Below are 18,808 nucleotides of genomic sequence, written 5' to 3' on the forward strand. Positions count from 1 at the left end.
GACGCACCATGCACACCCTCGATCTACTGGTGATCGTCCTGTATCTGGTCGCCACGGCCTGGCTGGGGTTGCGGCTCAGTGGCCGGCAGTCTGGATCTAAGGACTATTTCCTGGGCGGCCGAAACATTCCCTGGTGGGCAGTGTGCCTATCGGTAGTCGCGACAGAAACCAGCGCTCTGACAGTGATCGGTATTCCTGTAATGAGCTACCTGGGCGATATTTCGTACCTACAACTCGGTCTGGGCTACATACTCGGGCGAGTAGTCGTCGCGTTCCTAATGTTGCCCAGGTACTACGACGGTGAAATGGTGACCGCATACGCCTACCTCGGCAAGAGATTCGGTCGGAGCACTCAAACTACGGCTGGCGTGACGTTTCTTTTCACTAGATTATTGGCAGATGGTATCCGCGTACTTGCTGCTGCCATCCCGCTCAAGATCATCCTGGACGGCATGGGCCTCCACACCAACTACTTCACGATCATTGTCGTGCTGTCCGTCGTCACCATTTTGTACACCTTCATCGGAGGAATCAGGGCCGTGGTCTGGGTCGATGTGGCTCAGATGCTCTTGTACGTGGCTGGCGGCATCTTGACAATTATTGTGATCACGTCGGTCACTGGCTCAGGTTGGATCTCTGACGCCGTCAGTGCCGACAAATTCACAATGTTTGTTTTCGAAGGAAACCCGATTTCTGCGGACACTTCGTTCATTGCATCATTCTTTGGCGGTGCCGTATTCGCTATGGCGTCTCATGGCGCTGACCAGTTGATCGTCCAGCGACTATTGGCCTGTCGTTCCAAGGTGGAGGCTCAGAAGGCACTGATTTGGTCCGGCGTCGTGGTCTTCTTCCAGTTCGCAGTGTTCCTCCTGGTCGGCCTGGCTCTCTGGGGCTACTACAACCACGCCTCTCCCGCCTCGATGGGGCTGACCCGCGATGACGAGATTTTCCCGAAGTTCATTATCGAGGGCCTTCCTCAAGGAATCTCAGGCCTGTTGTTGGCAGGCATACTCGCTGCCGCGATGTCGACTTTGTCGTCTTCCCTGTCGGCGCTCGCTTCATCGACGGTCACCGATGTAGTGGCTCGGTTCCGAAAGACTCCATTGACCGATCAGCAAGGACTAGTAGTTGGCCGCTGGGCCACCGTTGGCTGGGGCTTGGCGTTCATTCTTCCCGCAACTGTCTTCCAATCGGATGAAGGCAATATCGTCATTCTGGCCCTGGGCGTTGCCGGGATCACCTACGGTGGCCTGCTCGGTGCATTCGTGTTCGGCATCGTCAACTCACGGGCCCGCGCGCTCGACGCCAATATCGCCTTCGTGGCCGCTGTGGCGACAAATGCGTACTTCTTCATCATGGAGAAGTACGTGACAGGTGAGGTTTGGGTGGCATGGCAGTGGTACCCATTGCTGGGCGTGGTCATCACCCTTGTAGTGGGCGGATTGTTGTCACTACGCCACCCGGCTGGCGAGCGCCGGAACACCAATACAGTGACCACGTCTTGATCCCCCGTTACGAAAGGCAGTGATGAGCCGATCCCATATACCCCAGAACGATGAGGATGGCGCTTTTGGCAAAGGCCCAACGTGGTTGCCTCCCACGGAGCGTCGTAACCCCCTGAGCCAGAACTTGGATGAACTCACCACGCTGGAAGTACTACGAGTTCTCCATGGCCAAGATCTAGTGGCGCTGGAGGCCGTGACTCCCGTTCTGCCAGACCTTGCAAGAGTGGTCGATGTGGCTGCCGAACGACTCCAAGGTGGAGGCACCATCCACTATTTCGGTGCTGGTACCTCAGGACGCCTCGGTGTACTTGATGCAAGTGAATTACTGCCTACGTTCAACTTGGAACCGGGTCGTGTAGTCGGCCATATCGCAGGTGGCCCACCTGCCCTGATGAGCGCGGTCGAGAACGCCGAGGACTCCGTCGAGGACGGACGGGCAGCTGCTGCAAACCTCTCGAAAGATGACGTGGCCATAGGCTTGACGGCCAGCGGCTCGACTCCGTACGTCCGAGGGGCCCTGGAGGCGGCCCGGCGCACTGGAGCCGAGACTGTGCTGATCGCCAACAATCCCCTCAGTCCCCTGTCCGACTTGGCGGATCACTTTCTGGCATTGGATACCGGTGCCGAAGTGGTTACTGGTTCCACACGTCTGAAAGCGGGTACGGCGCAGAAACTCGTGCTCAACGCGTTCTCCACTTCACTCATGGTTGCCATCGGCAGGACCTGGCAGAACCTAATGGTGTCCGTGGTGGCCACCAACCAGAAACTCAGAGATAGAACGATACGGATTCTCGGTGAGGCTGCAGATATCAACGATGCATCAGCCCGAAAACTCTTGGACCAGACAGATGGCGACCTCAAGGCCGCGATCGTAGTTGCTTTGGCGGACGTTACTGTGAAGAACGCGCTGGATCTCCTGAGAGAGAATGGCCAATCGGTCAAGGGTGCACTCCTCGCAGCGCACACAGATGGCGATATTTCCGAGGGACGTGACGGTTCTTGAAGGCCTCAGAATCGGTCATCGGAATTGACATCGGCGGATCGGGCAGCCGCGTAGGGCTGATGAATACAACTGATGATCGCCGTCGGGAATTAACCGGGCCTCGACTGCACATCGGACCCCGCGGAAGCAGCGTCCCTAGCCTTGTCGCTGAGTTGCTTACGCTCGCTAAAGAGACCTGGCCCGAGGAAAGCGCAGAGATCAGTGGATTGGCTATTGGCGCCAGCGGTCTGGCCTCTCTGGTCGATGACCCACCCAGTCTGGCCCGAGAGTGCGTTCGGATCACAGGTGCGCCAGCTGTGTTAGCCATCGACGCTGTCACAGCTCATCTGGGTGCACTGGCCGGCCAAGGCGGCGCAATGGTCGCCCTTGGCACAGGAGCCATAGCGATCGGACACCCCGGCCCTACCGAAAAGGGCACAGAAGCTCTGCCCTGGAAACGTGCCGACGGTTGGGGTCATCTATTGGGTGACCGGGGTGGCGGGGCATGGATCGGACGCCAAGGTCTTGAACTAGCGCTTCAATCCCACGATGGATTCGTCACCTCCGGACAAACTTTGCTCGCAGCTGGAGTACGACGCCTCGGCCCGCCTAGCACTTGGCCGTCTCAGTTCTACACTCGAGACGACCGTGCCGGGCTTCTTGCCGAATTTGCCCGCGACGTGGTTGACCTGGCCAGGCAGGGTGATCCAGCCTCCACAGAAATCCTCCGAGCCGCAGGACGTGAAGCTGCCCGAAGCGCAACTGCAGCCCTTTCTGACATCACTCCGCACCACGTGGTCCTGACGGGCGGGCTCGCCAACGTCTGCGACACCCTCAGGTCCTCGTTCATTGGAGAACTAGAACGGATCACAACAGATGCTGTCGTTGGACCGCCTCACGGCGATCCGCTGGATGGCTCTCTTCGATTGGCCAAGTTGGCTGCAGAAAACAGACTTTCTTCTCAGCCTGGTTTCGTCTGGAACTGAGAGGCATCGCCCCCACTTTCTGTGACTGTCACTCGAATCGCGTCAGCACCACGTTCCTGTGCTGCCTAAGCAACCCACACGCCACGACAACGGCGCCAACGGCGAGCGCCGCGCTCACGCCGAGAGTCAGGAAGTATGACCCGTCCGGCCAGGAAACCGACCGCGTGCCGTCCAGGCCGTTGAGCATGAGTGCCGCCATCAGGTAACCGAGGCCGGCGGCCACGATGACCGCAGTCATCAAGGGCAGGACCGCTTCCCTGACCACAATGCCCCGCAATAGGGACATGGGCATGCCCATGAGGCGGAGCAAGCCGAACACCCGTTTACGTTCCAGGATCGACGCCGCCGTGGAGACCGCCAGTGCCAGGCCGGCAATCACTACGGCCACGAACATCCCCAGGTTCGCTAAGACGGTCAACGTGGCAATCAGACGGGTACTCCACGTGGCGGAGGCATCGCTGCGTGACATGGGAGGTGTCTCCGCGACATCCAGTGCCGACAGATAGGTCCGAGCTCGATCAAGGGACGCCGCAGAGCCATCCGTTCCCAACACCACTGCAAACGGGACCAATTCGTCCCTCAAATGTTCAGGAGCCGGTTGAGGAGTCATCGGCACACCGTTCCAGGTACTTAAGAAGTTGCCGCTCACTGCTGCTAGTTCCGTCTCCGATGCGCCTTCAAGTCCGAGGTCTCGCAGTTGAGCCGTTGGAATGAACAACTCCGGGGCGGCCTCGGGCGAACCATAACTGGCAGTGCCGTAGGCAATCACCGAGGACTCGATTCCCTCCATGCCCCGCGCTCGCTCAGCTTCCTGCCGAACATCCTCCGGTGACGATTCGCTGCCCAGGAACGCATAGACACTGTCCGGCGGCAGGACGCCCACGACGGCCGACGGCGCTTGGGGCGAGTTCACAGACGACGCCACTCCAGAGAACACCGAGACTGCAAACACCGCAATCACCAGTCCCGAGACAGCTCGATAGGCATTCCCCGGGTTCAGCGCCATGCGTTGGCCGGCGATCACCGCTGCGGGATTCTGTGCTCGTTTCACATAACTTCGACTGACTACCTGAACCAACCACGGGCCGATCAGTGTGACGCCCGCGGCCGTCATGAGGAATCCAAGGATCTGCGCAGTGGATGCGAGGAGAAGACCCGCTCCGTCCTGTAACTCAGGCAAGACTCGCGACACCGCCATGAGCAGCAACCCTGCCATCAAGGGAATGACACGTTTGGCTGTCACGCGGCGTTCTTGTACGAGTGATTTCACCCCGGATGCCTCCGTGTGCAGCCTGTTTGCCTGCACAGCCGCCAGAAATGTCGCGAGCACAACCACCAAGGTCACGATGCCCGCTGACACCCACCCGCTCAGTGCCAGGTCATCCAGGAACAGTCGCGATTCCCCCCACCTCAAGGGAGGTCGCCACCGGTCGAAGCATGCTGGCCAGCACCAAACCGATCAATGCCCCCGCCAGTGAGGTCACGAACGCCTCCGCAGCGGCAACTGAAAGAATAACTCGCGGCGCTGCACCCATGAGCCGCAGCACCCCCAACCGTTCGGATCGAACCGTCGCACCCCACTGCGTGCTGATATTGATGAGAAGCAAGACGGGAAAGAGCACCGCAATGGCTCCCATGACGATCAGCGTCCGGTACGCGGTGGCGCTGCCGCCGTACGGCTGATCCGTGAACTCTGAGACCATGGCCGTCGCGGAGGACGGACCCCTGAGCTCACTCTCCGACACCCCGGACACGATCACCAGGGAGTCCGGTCCCGCCAGTGCCGACTCGCTTATAGCACCGGCGTACCTGCCGTACCGGTCACCCAGCTGATCTCGATCGGTCGACTGGATCAACTCATGCATGGCGGGTGAGGCGTAGTACGTCCCCGGCTCAGGCGCCGTACCCACCCCGGGATCTCGACCGTGGAATCAGGCGTGGCCGCCACCGCGCGGTGCTGGATGATCCGGTCCCGGAATACGTCGTCGACTCGGTCAACCAGAATCGAATCAGAGGTCAGCGGAATGGGGATGGGATCGCCCGCCGTGGACACCCCGTCCTCGGCAAGCGGCACCTCGAATGCTGGCCTGCCCTCTTCTCGAAGCCACGCGGCCCTGTGGTCCCTTTCATTCAGCCCCTGTGCGGCGCCGGCCAGCAACAGAATCAGAGCGGTTCCCAAGGCAACGCCCACAGTGATGCCAACCAACCGCCCAACCGAGAATCGCGCGCTCAACAACGTCAGGTGCAGCACGGACCGAGCGCTGGCGAACATCACCGGTCACCGATTCGGCCGTCGCGCACCACGACATCGCGGTCCGCATAGGCCGCAACCCGAGGATCATGAGTGATCTTCACCAGGGTGGTTCCGGATGACTGCACGAGCTCAAGCATGAGCGTCAGCACAGTTTCGGAAGTCAACGAATCCAATGAACCCGTAGGCTCGTCCGCGAATAAAATCGCAGGTTCGGTAACCAGAGCCCTGGATACCGCGACCCGTTGAGCCTGACCACCGGAGAGACCTTCCACGCGCGAGTCACCCAGATCCGAGATGCCGAGCTTCTCGAGAAATACTGATGCCCGTTCCAACCCTTCTTTCCGTCGGACGCCAAGCATCAACAGCGGAAGCGCCACGTTATCCAACGCGGTGAGCTCGGGCAGCAATTGTCCGTACTGGAATACGAAACCGAAATCCTCAAGCCTCAACCGAGAACGCTCTGTCTCGCCCAGCTCGTTGATCCCCACCGATCGCGCATCCGAAGCATCGGGGCGGTACGTAATGGCGCCGATGTCAGGCGTAAAGACTCCCGCCATGCAGTGCAGCAACGTCGATTTGCCCGACCCCGAGGGCCCCATCACGGCGAGCACCTCTCCGCGCGAGACACTCAGATCGATGCCCCGCAACGCAGGGGTTGCTCCGAATGATTTGTGAACTCCCTGCACCTCCAACACGGGAGCAGACAAGTTGTTCATGACTGCACCAGCGTGGTCTTGAGCTGATCCAATCGGGCTTCGGTCAATTCGATCCACCGCAGATCCGCCTCGATGTGGAATAACCCGTGATCGCACATCAGGACCTGCAGCAGGTCACCTTCTCGCTTGAGCCGAGTCATGTCTCGCATCCGACTCATGTGTTCCTGGCGCTGCAGCTCGAGAAGTCGCCGAGCGTCGTCGCCAATCAATAACGCCACCACGATCTTGGCGAACAGATCGCTCTGCAACGTGGCCGCCGGCATCTGCGGGGTGAACAACCACGATTCGACCTTCTGCTGCCCCGCACCCGTGATCTGATACTTTTTGCGGTCGGGCCCAGCGCCGGATTCCTCCCCGAGCATCTCAATCAACTCGTCCCGGATCATCCGCGCCAACGTGGCATACACCTGCCCGAACGCCAGTGGTTTCTGCGACCCGAAGTACCGGTCGTACTCGTATTTCAGGTCGTACCCATAGCTCGGTTCCCGCGCGATCAGGCCCAAGAGGGTCAGAGTGTTGTTCATGTCCGAAATCTATACACTCGGTGTATAGCTGACAAGAGCAAAGCCGCGACAACCAGGAATCCGTCGATTCCGGTCGCCGCGGCTTTAGCCCTGCTCAGACGCGCAGCACGGCAGCGGTGTTGGGCGCCAGCGTGACCTTTCCGGGGGTGTCCAGCCCGGGCTCGACGCCGCTCGCAAACAGCACCTGGGGCGCGTCACCACCCATGAGGGGCAGCTCGCGTTCCTGGTCGGACAGGTTGATCGCGGTGACCACACCGTGCTCTGATTCGGGTTCGCTCATGCGCTTGAACACGAACCACTGCTCGTCGTCATTGGCCTGGGTGGCCATGGTGGCCCAGTCCTGGTTGGTCAGCTCGGGGGTGTTGCGGCGCAGCGCGATCAGGTCGCGATAGGCGGTGAAGATCCGTTCGTGATCGCCCTGGTGCACCTCGTCCCACTTGAGCTTGGAGCGCTCGAAGGTCTGCGGGTCCTGCGGATCCGGCACGGACGCGTGGTCCCATGCCATGGCCGCGAACTCAGCCTTACGGCCCTCGGCCACAGCCTTACCCAGCTCCGGTTCGGGGTGAGCCGTGAAGAACTGCCACGGTGTGCTCGCGCCGAATTCCTCGCCCATGAATAGCATGGGCGTGAACGGCTGGGTCATCAGCCATGTGGCTGCGCACAGTGCACGGTCAACGCTCATGGTGTGGTTCATCCGGTCACCGGCCGCGCGATTGCCCACCTGGTCGTGGTTCTGCAGGAACGTGACGAACTGCCACGGGGACACCTCGGACGGGTTGATTTCCCGACCGTGCGAACGCCCGCGGAACGTGGAGTACGTCCCGTTGTGGAAGTACGCGGTGTGCATGGTCTTCTCCAGGGCGTGCAGGGAATCGAAGTCCCCGTAGTACCCGTGGTTCTCCCCCGTGAAGGCCACGTGAGCGGCGTGGTGCACATCGTCCAGCCACTGAGCATCCATGCCCTGCCCGTGTTCCTCGGCGGGGATGATCATGCGCGGATCGTTGAGGTCTGATTCCGCAATCGTGAACTGGCCTTTACCCGTGCGCTCGGATTCTTCGGCCACTCGTTCGGCAATTTCCTGCAGGATGTGCTTGGCGCGGGTGTCCGCGAGCGCGTGCACGGCATCCAGGCGGAATCCGTCCACGTGATACTCGCGCAGCCACATGGTCACGTTGTCCAGGATGTATTCGCGCACCCCGTCCGAGCCCCAGTCGTCCAGGTTGATCAGGTCACCCCAGCTGGAGGCACCAGGCTTGAAGTAATCTGCGAACAACGGCAGATAGTTACCGCTGGGACCCAGGTGGTTGTAGACCACGTCCTGGATCACACCGATTCCCTTGGCATGGCAGGCATCTACGAAGCGCTGATAAGCCTCGGGGCCACCGTAGGATTCGTCCACGGTGTACCAGGCCACCCCGTCATAGCCCCAGTTGTGGTCGCCGTTGAAGCCGTTGACCGGCAAGAGCTCTACGTAATCCACGCCCAGGTCCGCCAGGTAGTCGAGCTTCTCGATGGCCGAGTCCAGCGTGCCCTCGGGTGTGAACGTGCCCGGGTGCAGTTCGTACAGCACGGAATCCTTGAGCAACGGAGGCCGCCAGGCTGCGTCGCTCCACTGGAATTCCTCCGGATCAAAGGTGCAGGACAGATCGTGCACACCCTGCGGCTGGCGCCGCGAGCGCGGATCCGGCAGCACGTCGGAGACAGAGGTGCGTTCCTTGTCCGTGCCCTCGTCGAAGACCTTGGTCAGCAAGTAGCCGTAACGCACGGTTCCCGACGCCGCCTGCTCACCTTCCGCGAGCGTCCACCACCCGGGTCGCTCGGCCAAGCCCTCCATGGGGTGGTCGACGCCCTCCACGCGGACGGTGACTTCGCGGGCGTGGGGTGCCCACACGTCGAAACGATGATCGTTGGTCATGCTCAGCGGTCCTTTCGGCGCAGCAACGCCACGGGATAGATGTCAAGGAGTTCGGCGAGCTGTACGCCGCCGGTCGAGGTAAAGGTGCGGCGGGTCAGGATGTCTTCCCAATCGCCGTCGCTCAGGTTCACAGTTTCGTCCGTCCAACCGCCGGCCTTGGTCAGACCCACGGGGAAGCGCGTCACCACGGTGGCCGCGCCTCCGCGGTCGAAACCCAACGCGTGATCGGCCAGGGCACCAGTGATCTTGAGCGGTTCGTAGCCGGTGAACAACTCGGGGTGTTCACGGCGCAGTCGCAGCGCCCGGGAGGTCAGCAGCATGCGGGCGGCACCGGTCTCGTCCACCGACGGCGAGCCGCCGTCAGTACCCGGAAGTCCTGAGTCCAGAGCGGTGAGCAATTCATCGCGAACTTCGAAGTCCACGGGACGCCGGTTGTCCGGGTCCACCAGGGACGGCTCCCACAGCTCCTGTCCCTGGTACACGTCCGGCACGCCCGGCAGGGTCAACTGCAGGGCGGTCGCCGCCATGCCGTTGGACCAGCCCGGGGCGGTGGCGCGCTCCACGAAACCCTCCACGATGCCCCTGGCTCGCGGGTTGGTGAAGACGAAATCGATGAAGCGGGTCAGTTCCTTCTCGAACTCCTCGTCACCATCCACCCACGCCGTGGCCACGGAAGCTTCACGCACGGCCTTCATCGCGTAGTCCATCGCACGGTCACGCTCGAGCGGCCACGCACCCACGATGGCCTGCAGTACAAGGTTGATTGCCGGGCCGTCCTGCAGGGAAATCCCCGCGTCGCGGGCTCGCGAGTACAAGGTGGCGAGCACCTCGGACCAGGCCTTGGCCGATTCGGACAGCACCGTGATACGAGCGCGGACCGAGGCCGAGCGCTTGGTGTCGTGCGTGGTCAGAGCATTCATGGTGTCCGGGGATTCCCGCTGCCGCTGCGCGGCCAGCTCGTGGAATTCGGCTGGTGTCAGTGAGAACACGGAGGGATCACCGCCCACTTCCGTCAGGGACGTCAGTTTGGTGAACCGGTAGAACGCGGTGTCCTCCACGCCCTTGGCCATGATCATGCCGGAGGTCTGCTGGAAACGCTTTGCAACCTCGGTCATTTCCTCCACCGACGCCGCTGCGTCACCCAACACTGCGGCGAGATCGTCGATCACGGCGCTCAGTTCCGGGCGGGCCTTCTTCGCGGCAGCCACGGCTTCGCGTTGATAGTCGACGCCGAACGGCAAGTAGGTGCGGTACACCGGGAAGTTCGCGAGGATTTCCGCGAGGCCGTCGTAGGCCTGTTCGTCCGAATGTCCGAAGTTCTCGGGGAGGTTGCGCACCAGTCGGTGCACCTCGGCGGCCAGACCCACATCGGCCATGCGGCGCTTGGTGTCGTGGATCAGTTCTTCCCACCGCACGGGGTCGCCTTCGCGCAGCTTGGTGTCCAGGGAGGCCAACTCGTAGTGGCCCTCCGGGTTGGTCAGCACGCGGTCGATCCAGCCGAGCGAGTCGTAGCCCGTGGTGCCCGCGGTCTTCCACTGCTGCGGCAGCGACTCTCCGGGTTCCAGGATCTTCTCGACCGTCGTCCAGGCACCGCCGGTGACATCCGCGAGCTTCTCGAGGTAGTCCTCGGGGTCGCGCACGCCGTCCGGGTGGTCGATACGCAGGCCGTCCACGAGCTTCTCGTCGAACCAGCGGCGCACCTCCACGTGGGACTCGTCAAATACCTTCTGGTCTTCCACGCGCACGCCGGCCAGCGTGGTGACCGTGAAGAACCGGCGGTAATTCAGCTCCGAATCACCGCGGCGCCAGTTCACCAGTTCGTAGTTCTGCTTGGCGTGCGCTTCCTGCGGCGAATCGCCCTCTTGATAGCTGCCCTCCGCCAGCGGGTACACGTTCTCGTAATAACGCAGGGCGCCGTCCTCGACGGTCAGCGCGGCGAGTTCGTCATCGCCGTCGCCGAGCACCGGAATCAGGAGCTTGCCATGACCTGCGTCCCAAGCCACGTCGAAGGAATCAGCGTGCGGGCTGTTCTTGCCGTCCTTGAGCAGCGACCACCACCACGGGTTCTCCTGCGGTACGGCCACACCCTGGTGATTGGGAACGATGTCCACCACCACGCCCATTCCGGCGTCTCGGGCGGCCGCCGAGAGCGCGGCCAGGCCATCCGCTCCCCCGCGTTCGGGATCGATTTCGGTCGGATCGGTTACGTCGTAACCGTGATCCGAGCCGCTCGTGGCACGCAGGATGGGCGAAAGATAGACCCAATCCGCGCCCAGGCGCTTCAAGTACGGGACGAGTTCCGCCGCGCGGAACAGGTCCTGCTGTGAGGTGATTTGCAACCGGTACGTTGAGGTGGGAGTCAGCACCCTTCCAGTCTTGTCGCTCACGCCCCGCAATGCCAGCCACTCCGCCACGAGCGAGAACGAGTCGTGGACACGGTGCGCGACCGTTAACGCAACCGCCGACGCCGCCCGGTACCGGGCGGCGTCGGCGGTTGTGTCCGGCGCGCCCTCGGTCAGGGCGCGCTCACTCTGCGAATTGCTACTGAGCCTGGGGTGCTTGGGCGTAAGCGGCCACCGAAGCGGCCACGGACGCGTCCGGCTCTTCCTCGGGAGCTTCCCACGCGCGCAGGACCACGGTGGACTTACCGGCCAGCGTGATCTGCGTGGAGTGATCACGGATCTCGCCGTCACCGTGCTCGCCGGCCGTGTCCAGGATCTCTTCCCACTTCTCGCCGTAGTTGGCTGCGGGCAACGTGAACTCTACTTCCTCGGGAGCCGAGTTGAAGTAGACGATGAAGTTGACGTCCACGATCTGGCGGCCGCGCATATCCTCGCCCGCAATGCCCTGACCGTTGAGCCACATACCCATGGAGCGGGTCAGCGGTTCGTCCCAGTCCTTCGGCACCATGGGGGTGCCGTCAGCGTTGAGCCACGCAATGTCCGGCATGGGATCTTCGTCCGAGCGCTCACCCATGTCCACGGGGCGACCGTCGAAGAACTGCGAACGGCGGAACGTGGGGTGGTTCTGGCGCAGGTGCGTGATCGCTGCGGTGAACTCGATCAACGGGCCGTCCATGCGCTCCCAGTTGATCCATGACAGCTCGTTGTCCTGACAGTACGTGTTGTTGTTGCCGTCCTGAGTGCGGCCCAGCTCGTCGCCGTGCAGCAGCATGGGCGTGCCCTGGGACAACAGCAACGTGGTCAGGAAGTTGCGCTGCTGGCGGGCGCGCAAGGCCAAGACATTGGGATCGTCCGTGGGGCCCTCCTCACCGCAATTCCAGGAACGGTTGTGGGACTCGCCGTCATTGTTGCCCTCGCCGTTGGCATCGTTGTGCTTCTCGTTGTAGGACACGAGATCGCGCAGTGTGAAGCCATCGTGAGCGGTCACAAAGTTGACGGACGCGAACGGACGGCGGCCACTGTTCTCGTAAAGATCCGCGGAACCGGTGATACGGGAGGCGAACTCGCCCAGGGTTGCGGGCTCACCGCGCCAGAAGTCACGCACGGTGTCGCGGTACTTACCGTTCCACTCGGTCCACTGCGGCGGGAAGTTACCCACCTGGTAGCCGCCGGGGCCGATGTCCCACGGCTCGGCAATGAGCTTGACCTGCGAAACAATCGGGTCCTGCTGCACGAGCTCGAAGAACGTGGAGAGCTTGTCCACATCGTAGAACTCACGGGCCAGGGTCGCGGCCAGGTCGAAGCGGAAACCGTCCACGTGCATCTCGGTCACCCAGTAACGCAGCGAATCCATGATCAGCTGCAACGAGTGCGGGTGGCGCACGTTCAAGGAGTTACCGGTGCCGGTGTAGTCCATGTAGAACTTGTGGTCGTCGTCAACGGTGCGGTAGTACGCGTTGTTGTCGATGCCCTTCATGGACAGCGTGGGACCCATGTGGTTGCCCTCGGCGGTGTGGTTGTAGACCACGTCCAGGATCACTTCGATGTCGGCCTGGTGCAGTGCGCGCACCATGGCCTTGAACTCCTGCACCTGGCTGCCCAGGTGAGAGGCCGAGCTGTACTCGTTGTGGGGGGCGAAGAACGCAATGGTGTTGTAACCCCAGTAGTTACGCAGACCCTGATCCAACAGCGTGGAGTCCTGCACGAACTGGTGCACGGGCATGAGCTCAATGGCGGTCACGCCGAGCTTCTGCAGGTGTTCGATGACCGAGGGGTGTGCCACGCCCGCGTACGTGCCGCGCTGCTCATCCGGAACGTCCGGGTGCTGCATGGTCAGGCCCTTGACGTGGGCTTCGTAGATCACGGACTTGTGGTACGGGGTGTGCGGGGTGCGGTCACCCTCCCAGTCGAAGAACGGGTTGATCACCACGCCCTTCATCATGTGCTCGGCGGAGTCCTGATCGTTGTAGGAGTCCTCATCGCCAAAGTGGTAAGAGAACATGGACTCGTCCCAGTCCATGCCGCCTTCGACGGCCTTGGCATAAGGGTCGAGCAACAATTTGTTGGGATTGCAGCGCAGACCCTGGGAAGGATCCCACGGGCCGTGCACGCGATAGCCGTAGCGCTGACCGGGCTGCACCTGGGGGAGGTAGCAGTGCCACACGTAGCTGTCCACGGCGGTGACGTCCACGCGGGTTTCCTGGCCGTCCTCGTCGAACAGGCACAGCTCCACTTTTTCGGCCACTTCCGAGAAGAGGGCGAAATTGGTGCCTGTGCCGTCGAACGTGGCGCCTAACGGATAGGCGTGACCGGGCCAAACTTCCATGGGGTTGTCTCCTAGAGATTGATGTCATGGCGAACGACGTTGCGTACGCGCGGGCGCGTTGGGACGTCATTGGCCAACACCCAAGAATAGCGGGTACTTACTGTCGCGTTGTGCGTAATACCTTGCGCACGTTGGCCGCCAACACCGTGGGAGGCACCGGGCCCTCTCCGTCCACGCGCGAGGCGAGCGCGTGCACACCGGCTCCGAGGGCGGCTGCGGCGGCCCAACGGCCGTCCTCGCGGGCCCACGCGCCCAGGTTGCGGAGGGCATCCGGGTGCTCGGCCACGTGAGCCACCACGGTGCCCAGAATTCCGGCGAGCGTGTCGCCCGAACCCGCAGTGGCCAGCCATGGACTGGCTTGCCCGATGCTCAAGCACACTTGCTCGACCCCGTCCTCGTCGGAGCCGGGTGACGCGATGATGGTGGTGGCGCCCTTGAGAAGAACCGTGGCACCGGTCAGCCGCGCCGCCTCGCGTGCCCAATGAACGGGTGCTGCTTCGATGCGGTCGCGGTCCGGGGCATCATCCGTGACACCGAACCCTTTGAGCCATTCGAAGACCTGCTCCAATTCCCCCGCATGCGGGGTCAGAATCTTCTGAGCCCCGAGCCGCCCGTCCGCGACAGCCTGTGCCGCTGGGGTGAGGGCACCGGCATCGAGAACGGCGGGCTCCGGGGACTCGATCACGGCCTGAACGCGTGCGGATTGGCTTTCATCGTCCGCGACACCGGGTCCCGCCAGCCATGCCTGGACGTGCACGTCCCAGGGCTGATCGTCCGAACACACAACCTCGGGGCTCTGGGCCAACACCATGCCGCGGGTGGTGGCGTCACCCAGGAAACGAATCATGCCCGCGCCGGAGTTCACCGCGGCGTTGGTGGACATGATGGCTGCACCCGGATAACTCGGGGTACCCGCCACCACACCCAGCACCCCGCGCGTGTACTTGGTGTCCGTGGGAGTGGGACGGGGCCAAGCCTTGAGAATGTCCCTGGCTTCGAGCCGGAAGACCGAGGGGTCTTCCAAGCGCTCCTCAATCCCAATGGGTATGACCGTCAGCTGACCGGAGACCTGCTCCCCCGGAGCCACCACGTGGGCCACCTTGGCCGCGCCGAACGTCACGGTGGCGTGAGCCTTCAACACCGGCTCGGGAGCCTCCCCGGTATCGGCATCCACACCGGACACCACGTCGCACGCGACGATGCGAGGACCCGTGGGGCTGGTGCGTTGAAAGGCGTTGAAATCCTGAACGAGTGCAGCGACCTCGCCCCGCAGGCCGCCCGAGGCGCCGGTGCCGAGCACGGCGTCAACCACGAGGTGCGCGGACGTCAGTTTGGACAGGGCCTGACCACGATCCACGGTGTGAAATCCGGCGATCGATGCATCGGGCTCCGCATTCGGGTCGCTTGCCTCGTCCTGCCCTTCGAGTCGAACCACGGATCCGCCCAGCGCGCGCAGTGCCTTGAGCCCCTGCGGATGAGCCTTGGACCCGGTCAGAATTGCAGTCACCATCACGCCCGCACGGCGTAGGAACGATCCCGCCCATAAACCGTCTCCACCGTTGTTGCCGGAGCCCACCAGGATGATGGCTGTGGTGCCAGACAGCAAGCCCTTGCGATTGGCGCGGCGTAGATGTGTTTCGCAGACCCGGGACAGCCCCAGTGCGGCTCGGCGCATCAGGATGTCCCCGTACCCCGCATCGAGCAGGGGTTGTTCGGCAGCGCGTACGCTGGCGCCGGTGTATGCGTCAATCACTTCTGGGACCTCCCGATCCTTCGGCCACAACGAATGCCACGGCCATCCCGCCGTCATGGGAAATCGTCACGTGCCACGACTCCACGCCCCGGCGTTCGGCCACTTCTGCCACCGTACCCGTGGTGTGTAAACGGGGCGCACCGTGTTCGTCATTGGTGATCCAGCAGTCCTGCCAGATCATTCCGGGCGGAGCCAGCAGCGCCTTGGCCGCGGCTTCCTTGACGGCGAACCGCGCGGCGAGCGAGTTCAGGGAAAGGTCGCGCTCGTGTTCCACGAACAAGCGTTCCCGCAACCGAGGCGTCCGCTCCAGCTGCCTCTTGAACCGTTCCACGTCCACGATGTCCACGCCCGTTCCCACGATCATGCCCGCCAGCCTACCCGCGGGTGCGGACACGAATAACGACGGCGGGTGCCCACCGAAAATTCGGTGGGCACCCGCCGTCGGCGATGCGTGGGACGAGAGTCTTACTCGACGGTCACGGACTTGGCGAGGTTACGCGGCTGGTCCACGTCGTAGCCCTTGGCCGTGGAAAGCTCCGCAGCGAAAATCTGCAACGGCACGGTGGCCAGCAACGGCTGGAGCAGCGTGGGTGCCTCGGGCACGTAGAAGATGTGATTGGCGAAGTCCTTGACGGCCTCGTCACCTTCTTCCGCAATCACGATCGTCACGGCACCGCGAGCGCGGATCTCCTGAATGTTGGAGACCACCTTGGCGTGCAGCGAATCGCGGCCCTTGGGAGAGGGAACGATCACGAACACGGGCTGGCCCTCATCGATCAGAGCGATGGGGCCGTGCTTGAGTTCACCGGCGGCAAAGCCCTCGGCGTGAATGTACGCAATCTCCTTGAGCTTGAGCGCACCCTCCATGGCCACGGGGAATCCCACGTGACGGCCCAGGAACAGCACGGACGACGCGTCCTTCATGGCCTGTGCCAGATCCTTGACGTCGCCCTCGATCTCGTCGAGCACGCGCTGGATCTTGGCGGGCATGGCCTCCAGCTCGGTCAGCATGGTGGCGATCTCGTCCTTGAACTTGTTGCCGCGCAGCTGTGCCAGGTACAGCCCTAACAAGTAGGCCGCGGTGATCTGCGCAAGGAACGCCTTGGTGGAGGCCACTGCGATCTCGGGACCGGCGTGCGTGTAGAGCACGGCGTCCGCTTCGCGGGGAATCGTGGAACCGTTGGTGTTGCAAATGGCAACCACCTTGGCGCCCTGTTCCTGCGCGTGCCGCACGGCCATGAGGGTATCCATGGTCTCTCCGGACTGGGACACGGCCACGACCAGGGTCTTCTCATTGACAATGGGGTCGCGGTAACGGAACTCGTGGGCCAATTCCACTTCGGTGGGAATCCGGCACCAGTGCTCAATGGCGTAACGAGCGACCTGACCGGCGTAGGACGCCGTGCCGCAGGCGATCACCACGATCTTGTCGATCGAGCGCAGAACGGTTTCGTCAATCTTGATTTCGTCCAGGGTCAAGCGACCGGACTCGTCCAGGCGGCCCAACAGGGTCTGCTCCACGGCGGAAGGCTGATCGTGGATCTCCTTCTCCATGAAGGACGGGTAGCCGTCCTTCTCCGCTGCGGCGGCATCCCATTTGATGTCAAAGGGCTTACCCTCCGCCGGGTTGCCGTTGAAGTCCACGATCTTGTAGTCATCGGCGGTGATGGTGACGATTTGGTCCTGCCCCATCTCCACAGCCTTCTTGGTGTAGTCGATGAAACCGGAGACGTCAGAGCCCAGGAAGTTCTCGCCCTCGCCCAGGCCGATGACCAACGGGGAGTTACGGCGGGATGCCACCACGCGGTCCGGGTGATCGGCATGCACAGCCAGCAGGGTGAACGCGCCTTCCAGACGACGGCTCGTGTCCTGCATGGCCACGGTCAGGTCCTTGGAGTCGGCGGGCTGCGCGTTGTAGGTGCGAGCCAACAGCACCGCGGCGACCTCGGTGTCGGTCTCGGACACGAAAGTCTCGCCCTCGGCGGCCAGCTCACGCTTGATTTCATTGAAGTTCTCGATGATGCCGTTGTGGATCATGGCGAGCTTGCCGCCGTCCACCACGTGCGGGTGCGCGTTGACGTCCGACGGTCCACCGTGGGTGGCCCACCGGGTATGACCGATGCCGATCTGGGAATCCGGCAGCGGATCGGCCTCCAGCTCGGCCAGAAGGTTGGTCAGCTTGCCAGCCTTCTTGCGGTAATCCACTTTGCCGTCCGCGATGACAGCGACGCCGGCGGAGTCATATCCACGGTATTCGAGGCGACGCAAACCCTCGAGAATCACGTCCAACGCGTTGTGTCCACCGGCTTTGACGTCCGGGGATCCTACATAGCCCACAATTCCACACATGCGGAGAACTCTACCGGAAACCACCCGCGTCACTGCTGTTACCTGCCACACCACCGGCCATAGACTGGTCTGAACATGAGCACACAGTCACTGACTCATCGCGCATCCCCGTTTGTGGAGCTGGACCGACAGACGTGGTCGCGCTTGTCGCACGAAATAGACGTGCCCCTTACCGCGCAGGAAATCGAGAACCTGCGCGGTCTTGGTGACCGCCTGGATGTGGATGAGGTGCGTGAGGTCTACCTCCCCCTTTCCCGTTTGCTCACGCTCTATGACGCCTCCGCGAATCACCTCAACTCGGAGACCAACGCCTTCCTGGGTGAGGATCACGCACGAACCCCTTTCGTCATTGGCATCGCGGGTTCCGTGGCGGCCGGTAAATCGACGACTGCGCGCTTGTTGCGTGAAATGCTCTCGCGCTGGCCGTCCACCCCCAACGTCCAATTGGTTACCACGGACGGGTTCCTCTACCCGAATGCGGAGCTGGTCCGTCGCGGGCTCATGGATCGCAAGGGGTTCCCGGAGTCCTACGATCGCCGTGCGCTGTTGCGTTTCATGTCCGAGATCAAATCCGGCGCACCCGAGGTGCGGGCGCCCAAATACTCACACACCACCTACGACATCCTCCCGGACGAGGAGATCGTGGTGACCAAACCCGACGTCGTGATCGTGGAAGGCCTGAACGTGCTCGCGCCCGCCAAGCTGAGCCCGGGAAACCGTGCGGCCTTGGCACTGAGCGACTTCTTCGACTTCAGTATTTACGTGGACGCACGCACCAGTGACATCGAGCACTGGTACGTTGAGCGATTCCAGGCGTTGCGCAGCTCAGCGTTCGCGAATCCTCAGTCCTACTTCCACCGCTACGCCAACCTCACGGACGCCGAGGCCGTAGAAGTGGCCACGGATATCTGGCGACGCATCAACGAACCCAACTTGGAACAGAATGTTCGCCCTACCCGGGGACGGGCGCGACTCATACTTTCCAAGGACCAAGATCACAAGACCAGACGCGTGCTACTTCGAAAGAATTGATACCTTTCGATGACTAATTCATGACTTGTCACTAGTGCGTATACCAATAATGCGGGAATTAGCA

15 protein-coding genes are annotated in these 18,808 nt (G+C 62.4%); 4 read left to right on the forward strand and 11 right to left on the reverse strand.

The genetic code is table 11. The features are described 5' to 3' along the window. Nucleotides 1-8: 8 nt before the first annotated feature. From RF638_RS05585 to RF638_RS05595, 3 genes are read left to right on the forward strand one after another with little or no spacing between them, the layout of a single operon-like run. Nucleotides 9-1,505, forward strand: coding sequence for a sodium:solute symporter (locus tag RF638_RS05585; RefSeq protein WP_095798811.1), 1,497 nt, complete (start codon nt 9-11; stop codon nt 1,503-1,505). Between the two features lie 22 nt (nt 1,506-1,527). Continuing rightward, entirely contained in the window at nt 1,528-2,508 is a 981-nt protein-coding gene (gene murQ / locus RF638_RS05590; RefSeq protein WP_259917291.1) for an N-acetylmuramic acid 6-phosphate etherase, read from the forward strand. After that, complete coding sequence (locus RF638_RS05595; protein ID WP_256382236.1) at nt 2,505-3,473, forward strand: N-acetylglucosamine kinase; 969 nt, start codon at nt 2,505-2,507, stop codon at nt 3,471-3,473. Before murQ ends, RF638_RS05595 begins: the two co-directional genes overlap by 4 nt. Before the next feature lie 28 nt (nt 3,474-3,501). Here the strand turns inward: RF638_RS05595 and RF638_RS05600 are convergent, their stop codons facing one another. From RF638_RS05600 to glmS, 11 genes are all read right to left on the reverse strand, one after another. After that, nucleotides 3,502-4,716: an ABC transporter permease gene (locus RF638_RS05600; RefSeq protein ID WP_315278231.1), complete on the reverse strand. Its 1,215-nt coding sequence runs from the start codon at nt 4,714-4,716 to the stop codon at nt 3,502-3,504. Nucleotides 4,717-4,852: 136 nt separating this feature from the next. After that, nucleotides 4,853-5,338, reverse strand: coding sequence for an FtsX-like permease family protein (locus RF638_RS05605; RefSeq protein WP_368841573.1), 486 nt, complete (start codon nt 5,336-5,338; stop codon nt 4,853-4,855). Further along, on the reverse strand, nt 5,326-5,745 hold the full coding sequence (locus RF638_RS05610; RefSeq protein WP_368841574.1) for a hypothetical protein: 420 nt from the start codon (nt 5,743-5,745) through the stop codon (nt 5,326-5,328). Before RF638_RS05610 ends, RF638_RS05605 begins: the two co-directional genes overlap by 13 nt. Beyond that, nucleotides 5,745-6,443, reverse strand: a complete 699-nt coding sequence (locus RF638_RS05615; protein ID WP_368841575.1) for an ABC transporter ATP-binding protein — start codon at nt 6,441-6,443, stop codon at nt 5,745-5,747. The genes RF638_RS05610 and RF638_RS05615 overlap by 1 nt, the downstream gene beginning before the upstream one ends. After that, nucleotides 6,440-6,967 (reverse strand): PadR family transcriptional regulator, encoded by a 528-nt coding sequence (locus RF638_RS05620; RefSeq protein WP_095796610.1) that lies wholly within the window; start codon nt 6,965-6,967, stop codon nt 6,440-6,442. The genes RF638_RS05615 and RF638_RS05620 overlap by 4 nt, the downstream gene beginning before the upstream one ends. Nucleotides 6,968-7,061: 94 nt before the next feature. Further along, on the reverse strand, nt 7,062-8,882 hold the full coding sequence (gene treZ, locus RF638_RS05625) for a malto-oligosyltrehalose trehalohydrolase (protein ID WP_129702109.1): 1,821 nt from the start codon (nt 8,880-8,882) through the stop codon (nt 7,062-7,064). Between the two features lie 2 nt (nt 8,883-8,884). Further along, nucleotides 8,885-11,248: a malto-oligosyltrehalose synthase gene (treY, locus tag RF638_RS05630; protein ID WP_368841576.1), complete on the reverse strand. Its 2,364-nt coding sequence runs from the start codon at nt 11,246-11,248 to the stop codon at nt 8,885-8,887. A 175-nt stretch (nt 11,249-11,423) separates the two neighbouring features. Next, nucleotides 11,424-13,610, reverse strand: coding sequence for a glycogen debranching protein GlgX (glgX, locus tag RF638_RS05635; protein ID WP_095796607.1), 2,187 nt, complete (start codon nt 13,608-13,610; stop codon nt 11,424-11,426). Between the two features lie 97 nt (nt 13,611-13,707). Continuing rightward, on the reverse strand, nt 13,708-15,363 hold the full coding sequence (locus RF638_RS05640; RefSeq protein ID WP_095796606.1) for an NAD(P)H-hydrate epimerase: 1,656 nt from the start codon (nt 15,361-15,363) through the stop codon (nt 13,708-13,710). Continuing rightward, the gene (locus RF638_RS05645) at nt 15,356-15,727 is read right to left on the reverse strand and encodes a holo-ACP synthase (RefSeq protein WP_095796605.1); all 372 of its coding nucleotides are present in this window, start codon (nt 15,725-15,727) and stop codon (nt 15,356-15,358) included. Before RF638_RS05645 ends, RF638_RS05640 begins: the two co-directional genes overlap by 8 nt. A gap of 101 nt (nt 15,728-15,828) precedes the next feature. Then, the gene (glmS, locus tag RF638_RS05650) at nt 15,829-17,712 is read right to left on the reverse strand and encodes a glutamine--fructose-6-phosphate transaminase (isomerizing) (RefSeq protein ID WP_129702105.1); all 1,884 of its coding nucleotides are present in this window, start codon (nt 17,710-17,712) and stop codon (nt 15,829-15,831) included. A 75-nt stretch (nt 17,713-17,787) separates the two neighbouring features. Here glmS and coaA point away from each other — a divergent pair, with 75 nt between their 5' ends. After that, nucleotides 17,788-18,744 carry a type I pantothenate kinase gene (coaA, locus tag RF638_RS05655; protein WP_095796603.1) on the forward strand — a complete coding sequence of 319 codons (957 nt, stop codon included), beginning with the start codon at nt 17,788-17,790 and terminating at the stop codon, nt 18,742-18,744. The last annotated feature ends 64 nt before the right edge of the window (nt 18,745-18,808 follow it).

The sequence above is a fragment of the Kocuria sp. CPCC 205235 genome (assembly GCF_040980905.1).
Lineage (GTDB): Bacteria > Actinomycetota > Actinomycetes > Actinomycetales > Micrococcaceae > Kocuria > Kocuria carniphila.

Excerpts from the sequence above, each read along its gene's own strand:
- RF638_RS05615 (WP_368841575.1), bottom strand. The coding sequence starts at position 6,443 with ATGAACAACTTGTCTGCTCCCGTGTTGGAGGTGCAGGGAGTTCACAAA.
- treZ (WP_129702109.1), bottom strand. The coding sequence starts at position 8,882 with ATGACCAACGATCATCGTTTCGACGTGTGGGCACCCCACGCCCGCGAA.
- RF638_RS05610 (WP_368841574.1), bottom strand. The coding sequence starts at position 5,745 with ATGTTCGCCAGCGCTCGGTCCGTGCTGCACCTGACGTTGTTGAGCGCG.
- coaA (WP_095796603.1), top strand. The coding sequence starts at position 17,788 with ATGAGCACACAGTCACTGACTCATCGCGCATCCCCGTTTGTGGAGCTG.
- RF638_RS05585 (WP_095798811.1), top strand. The coding sequence starts at position 9 with ATGCACACCCTCGATCTACTGGTGATCGTCCTGTATCTGGTCGCCACG.
- murQ (WP_259917291.1), top strand. The coding sequence starts at position 1,528 with ATGAGCCGATCCCATATACCCCAGAACGATGAGGATGGCGCTTTTGGC.
- RF638_RS05620 (WP_095796610.1), bottom strand. The coding sequence starts at position 6,967 with ATGAACAACACTCTGACCCTCTTGGGCCTGATCGCGCGGGAACCGAGC.
- glmS (WP_129702105.1), bottom strand. The coding sequence starts at position 17,712 with ATGTGTGGAATTGTGGGCTATGTAGGATCCCCGGACGTCAAAGCCGGT.
- glgX (WP_095796607.1), bottom strand. The coding sequence starts at position 13,610 with ATGGAAGTTTGGCCCGGTCACGCCTATCCGTTAGGCGCCACGTTCGAC.
- RF638_RS05605 (WP_368841573.1), bottom strand. The coding sequence starts at position 5,338 with ATGCATGAGTTGATCCAGTCGACCGATCGAGATCAGCTGGGTGACCGG.
- RF638_RS05645 (WP_095796605.1), bottom strand. The coding sequence starts at position 15,727 with ATGATCGTGGGAACGGGCGTGGACATCGTGGACGTGGAACGGTTCAAG.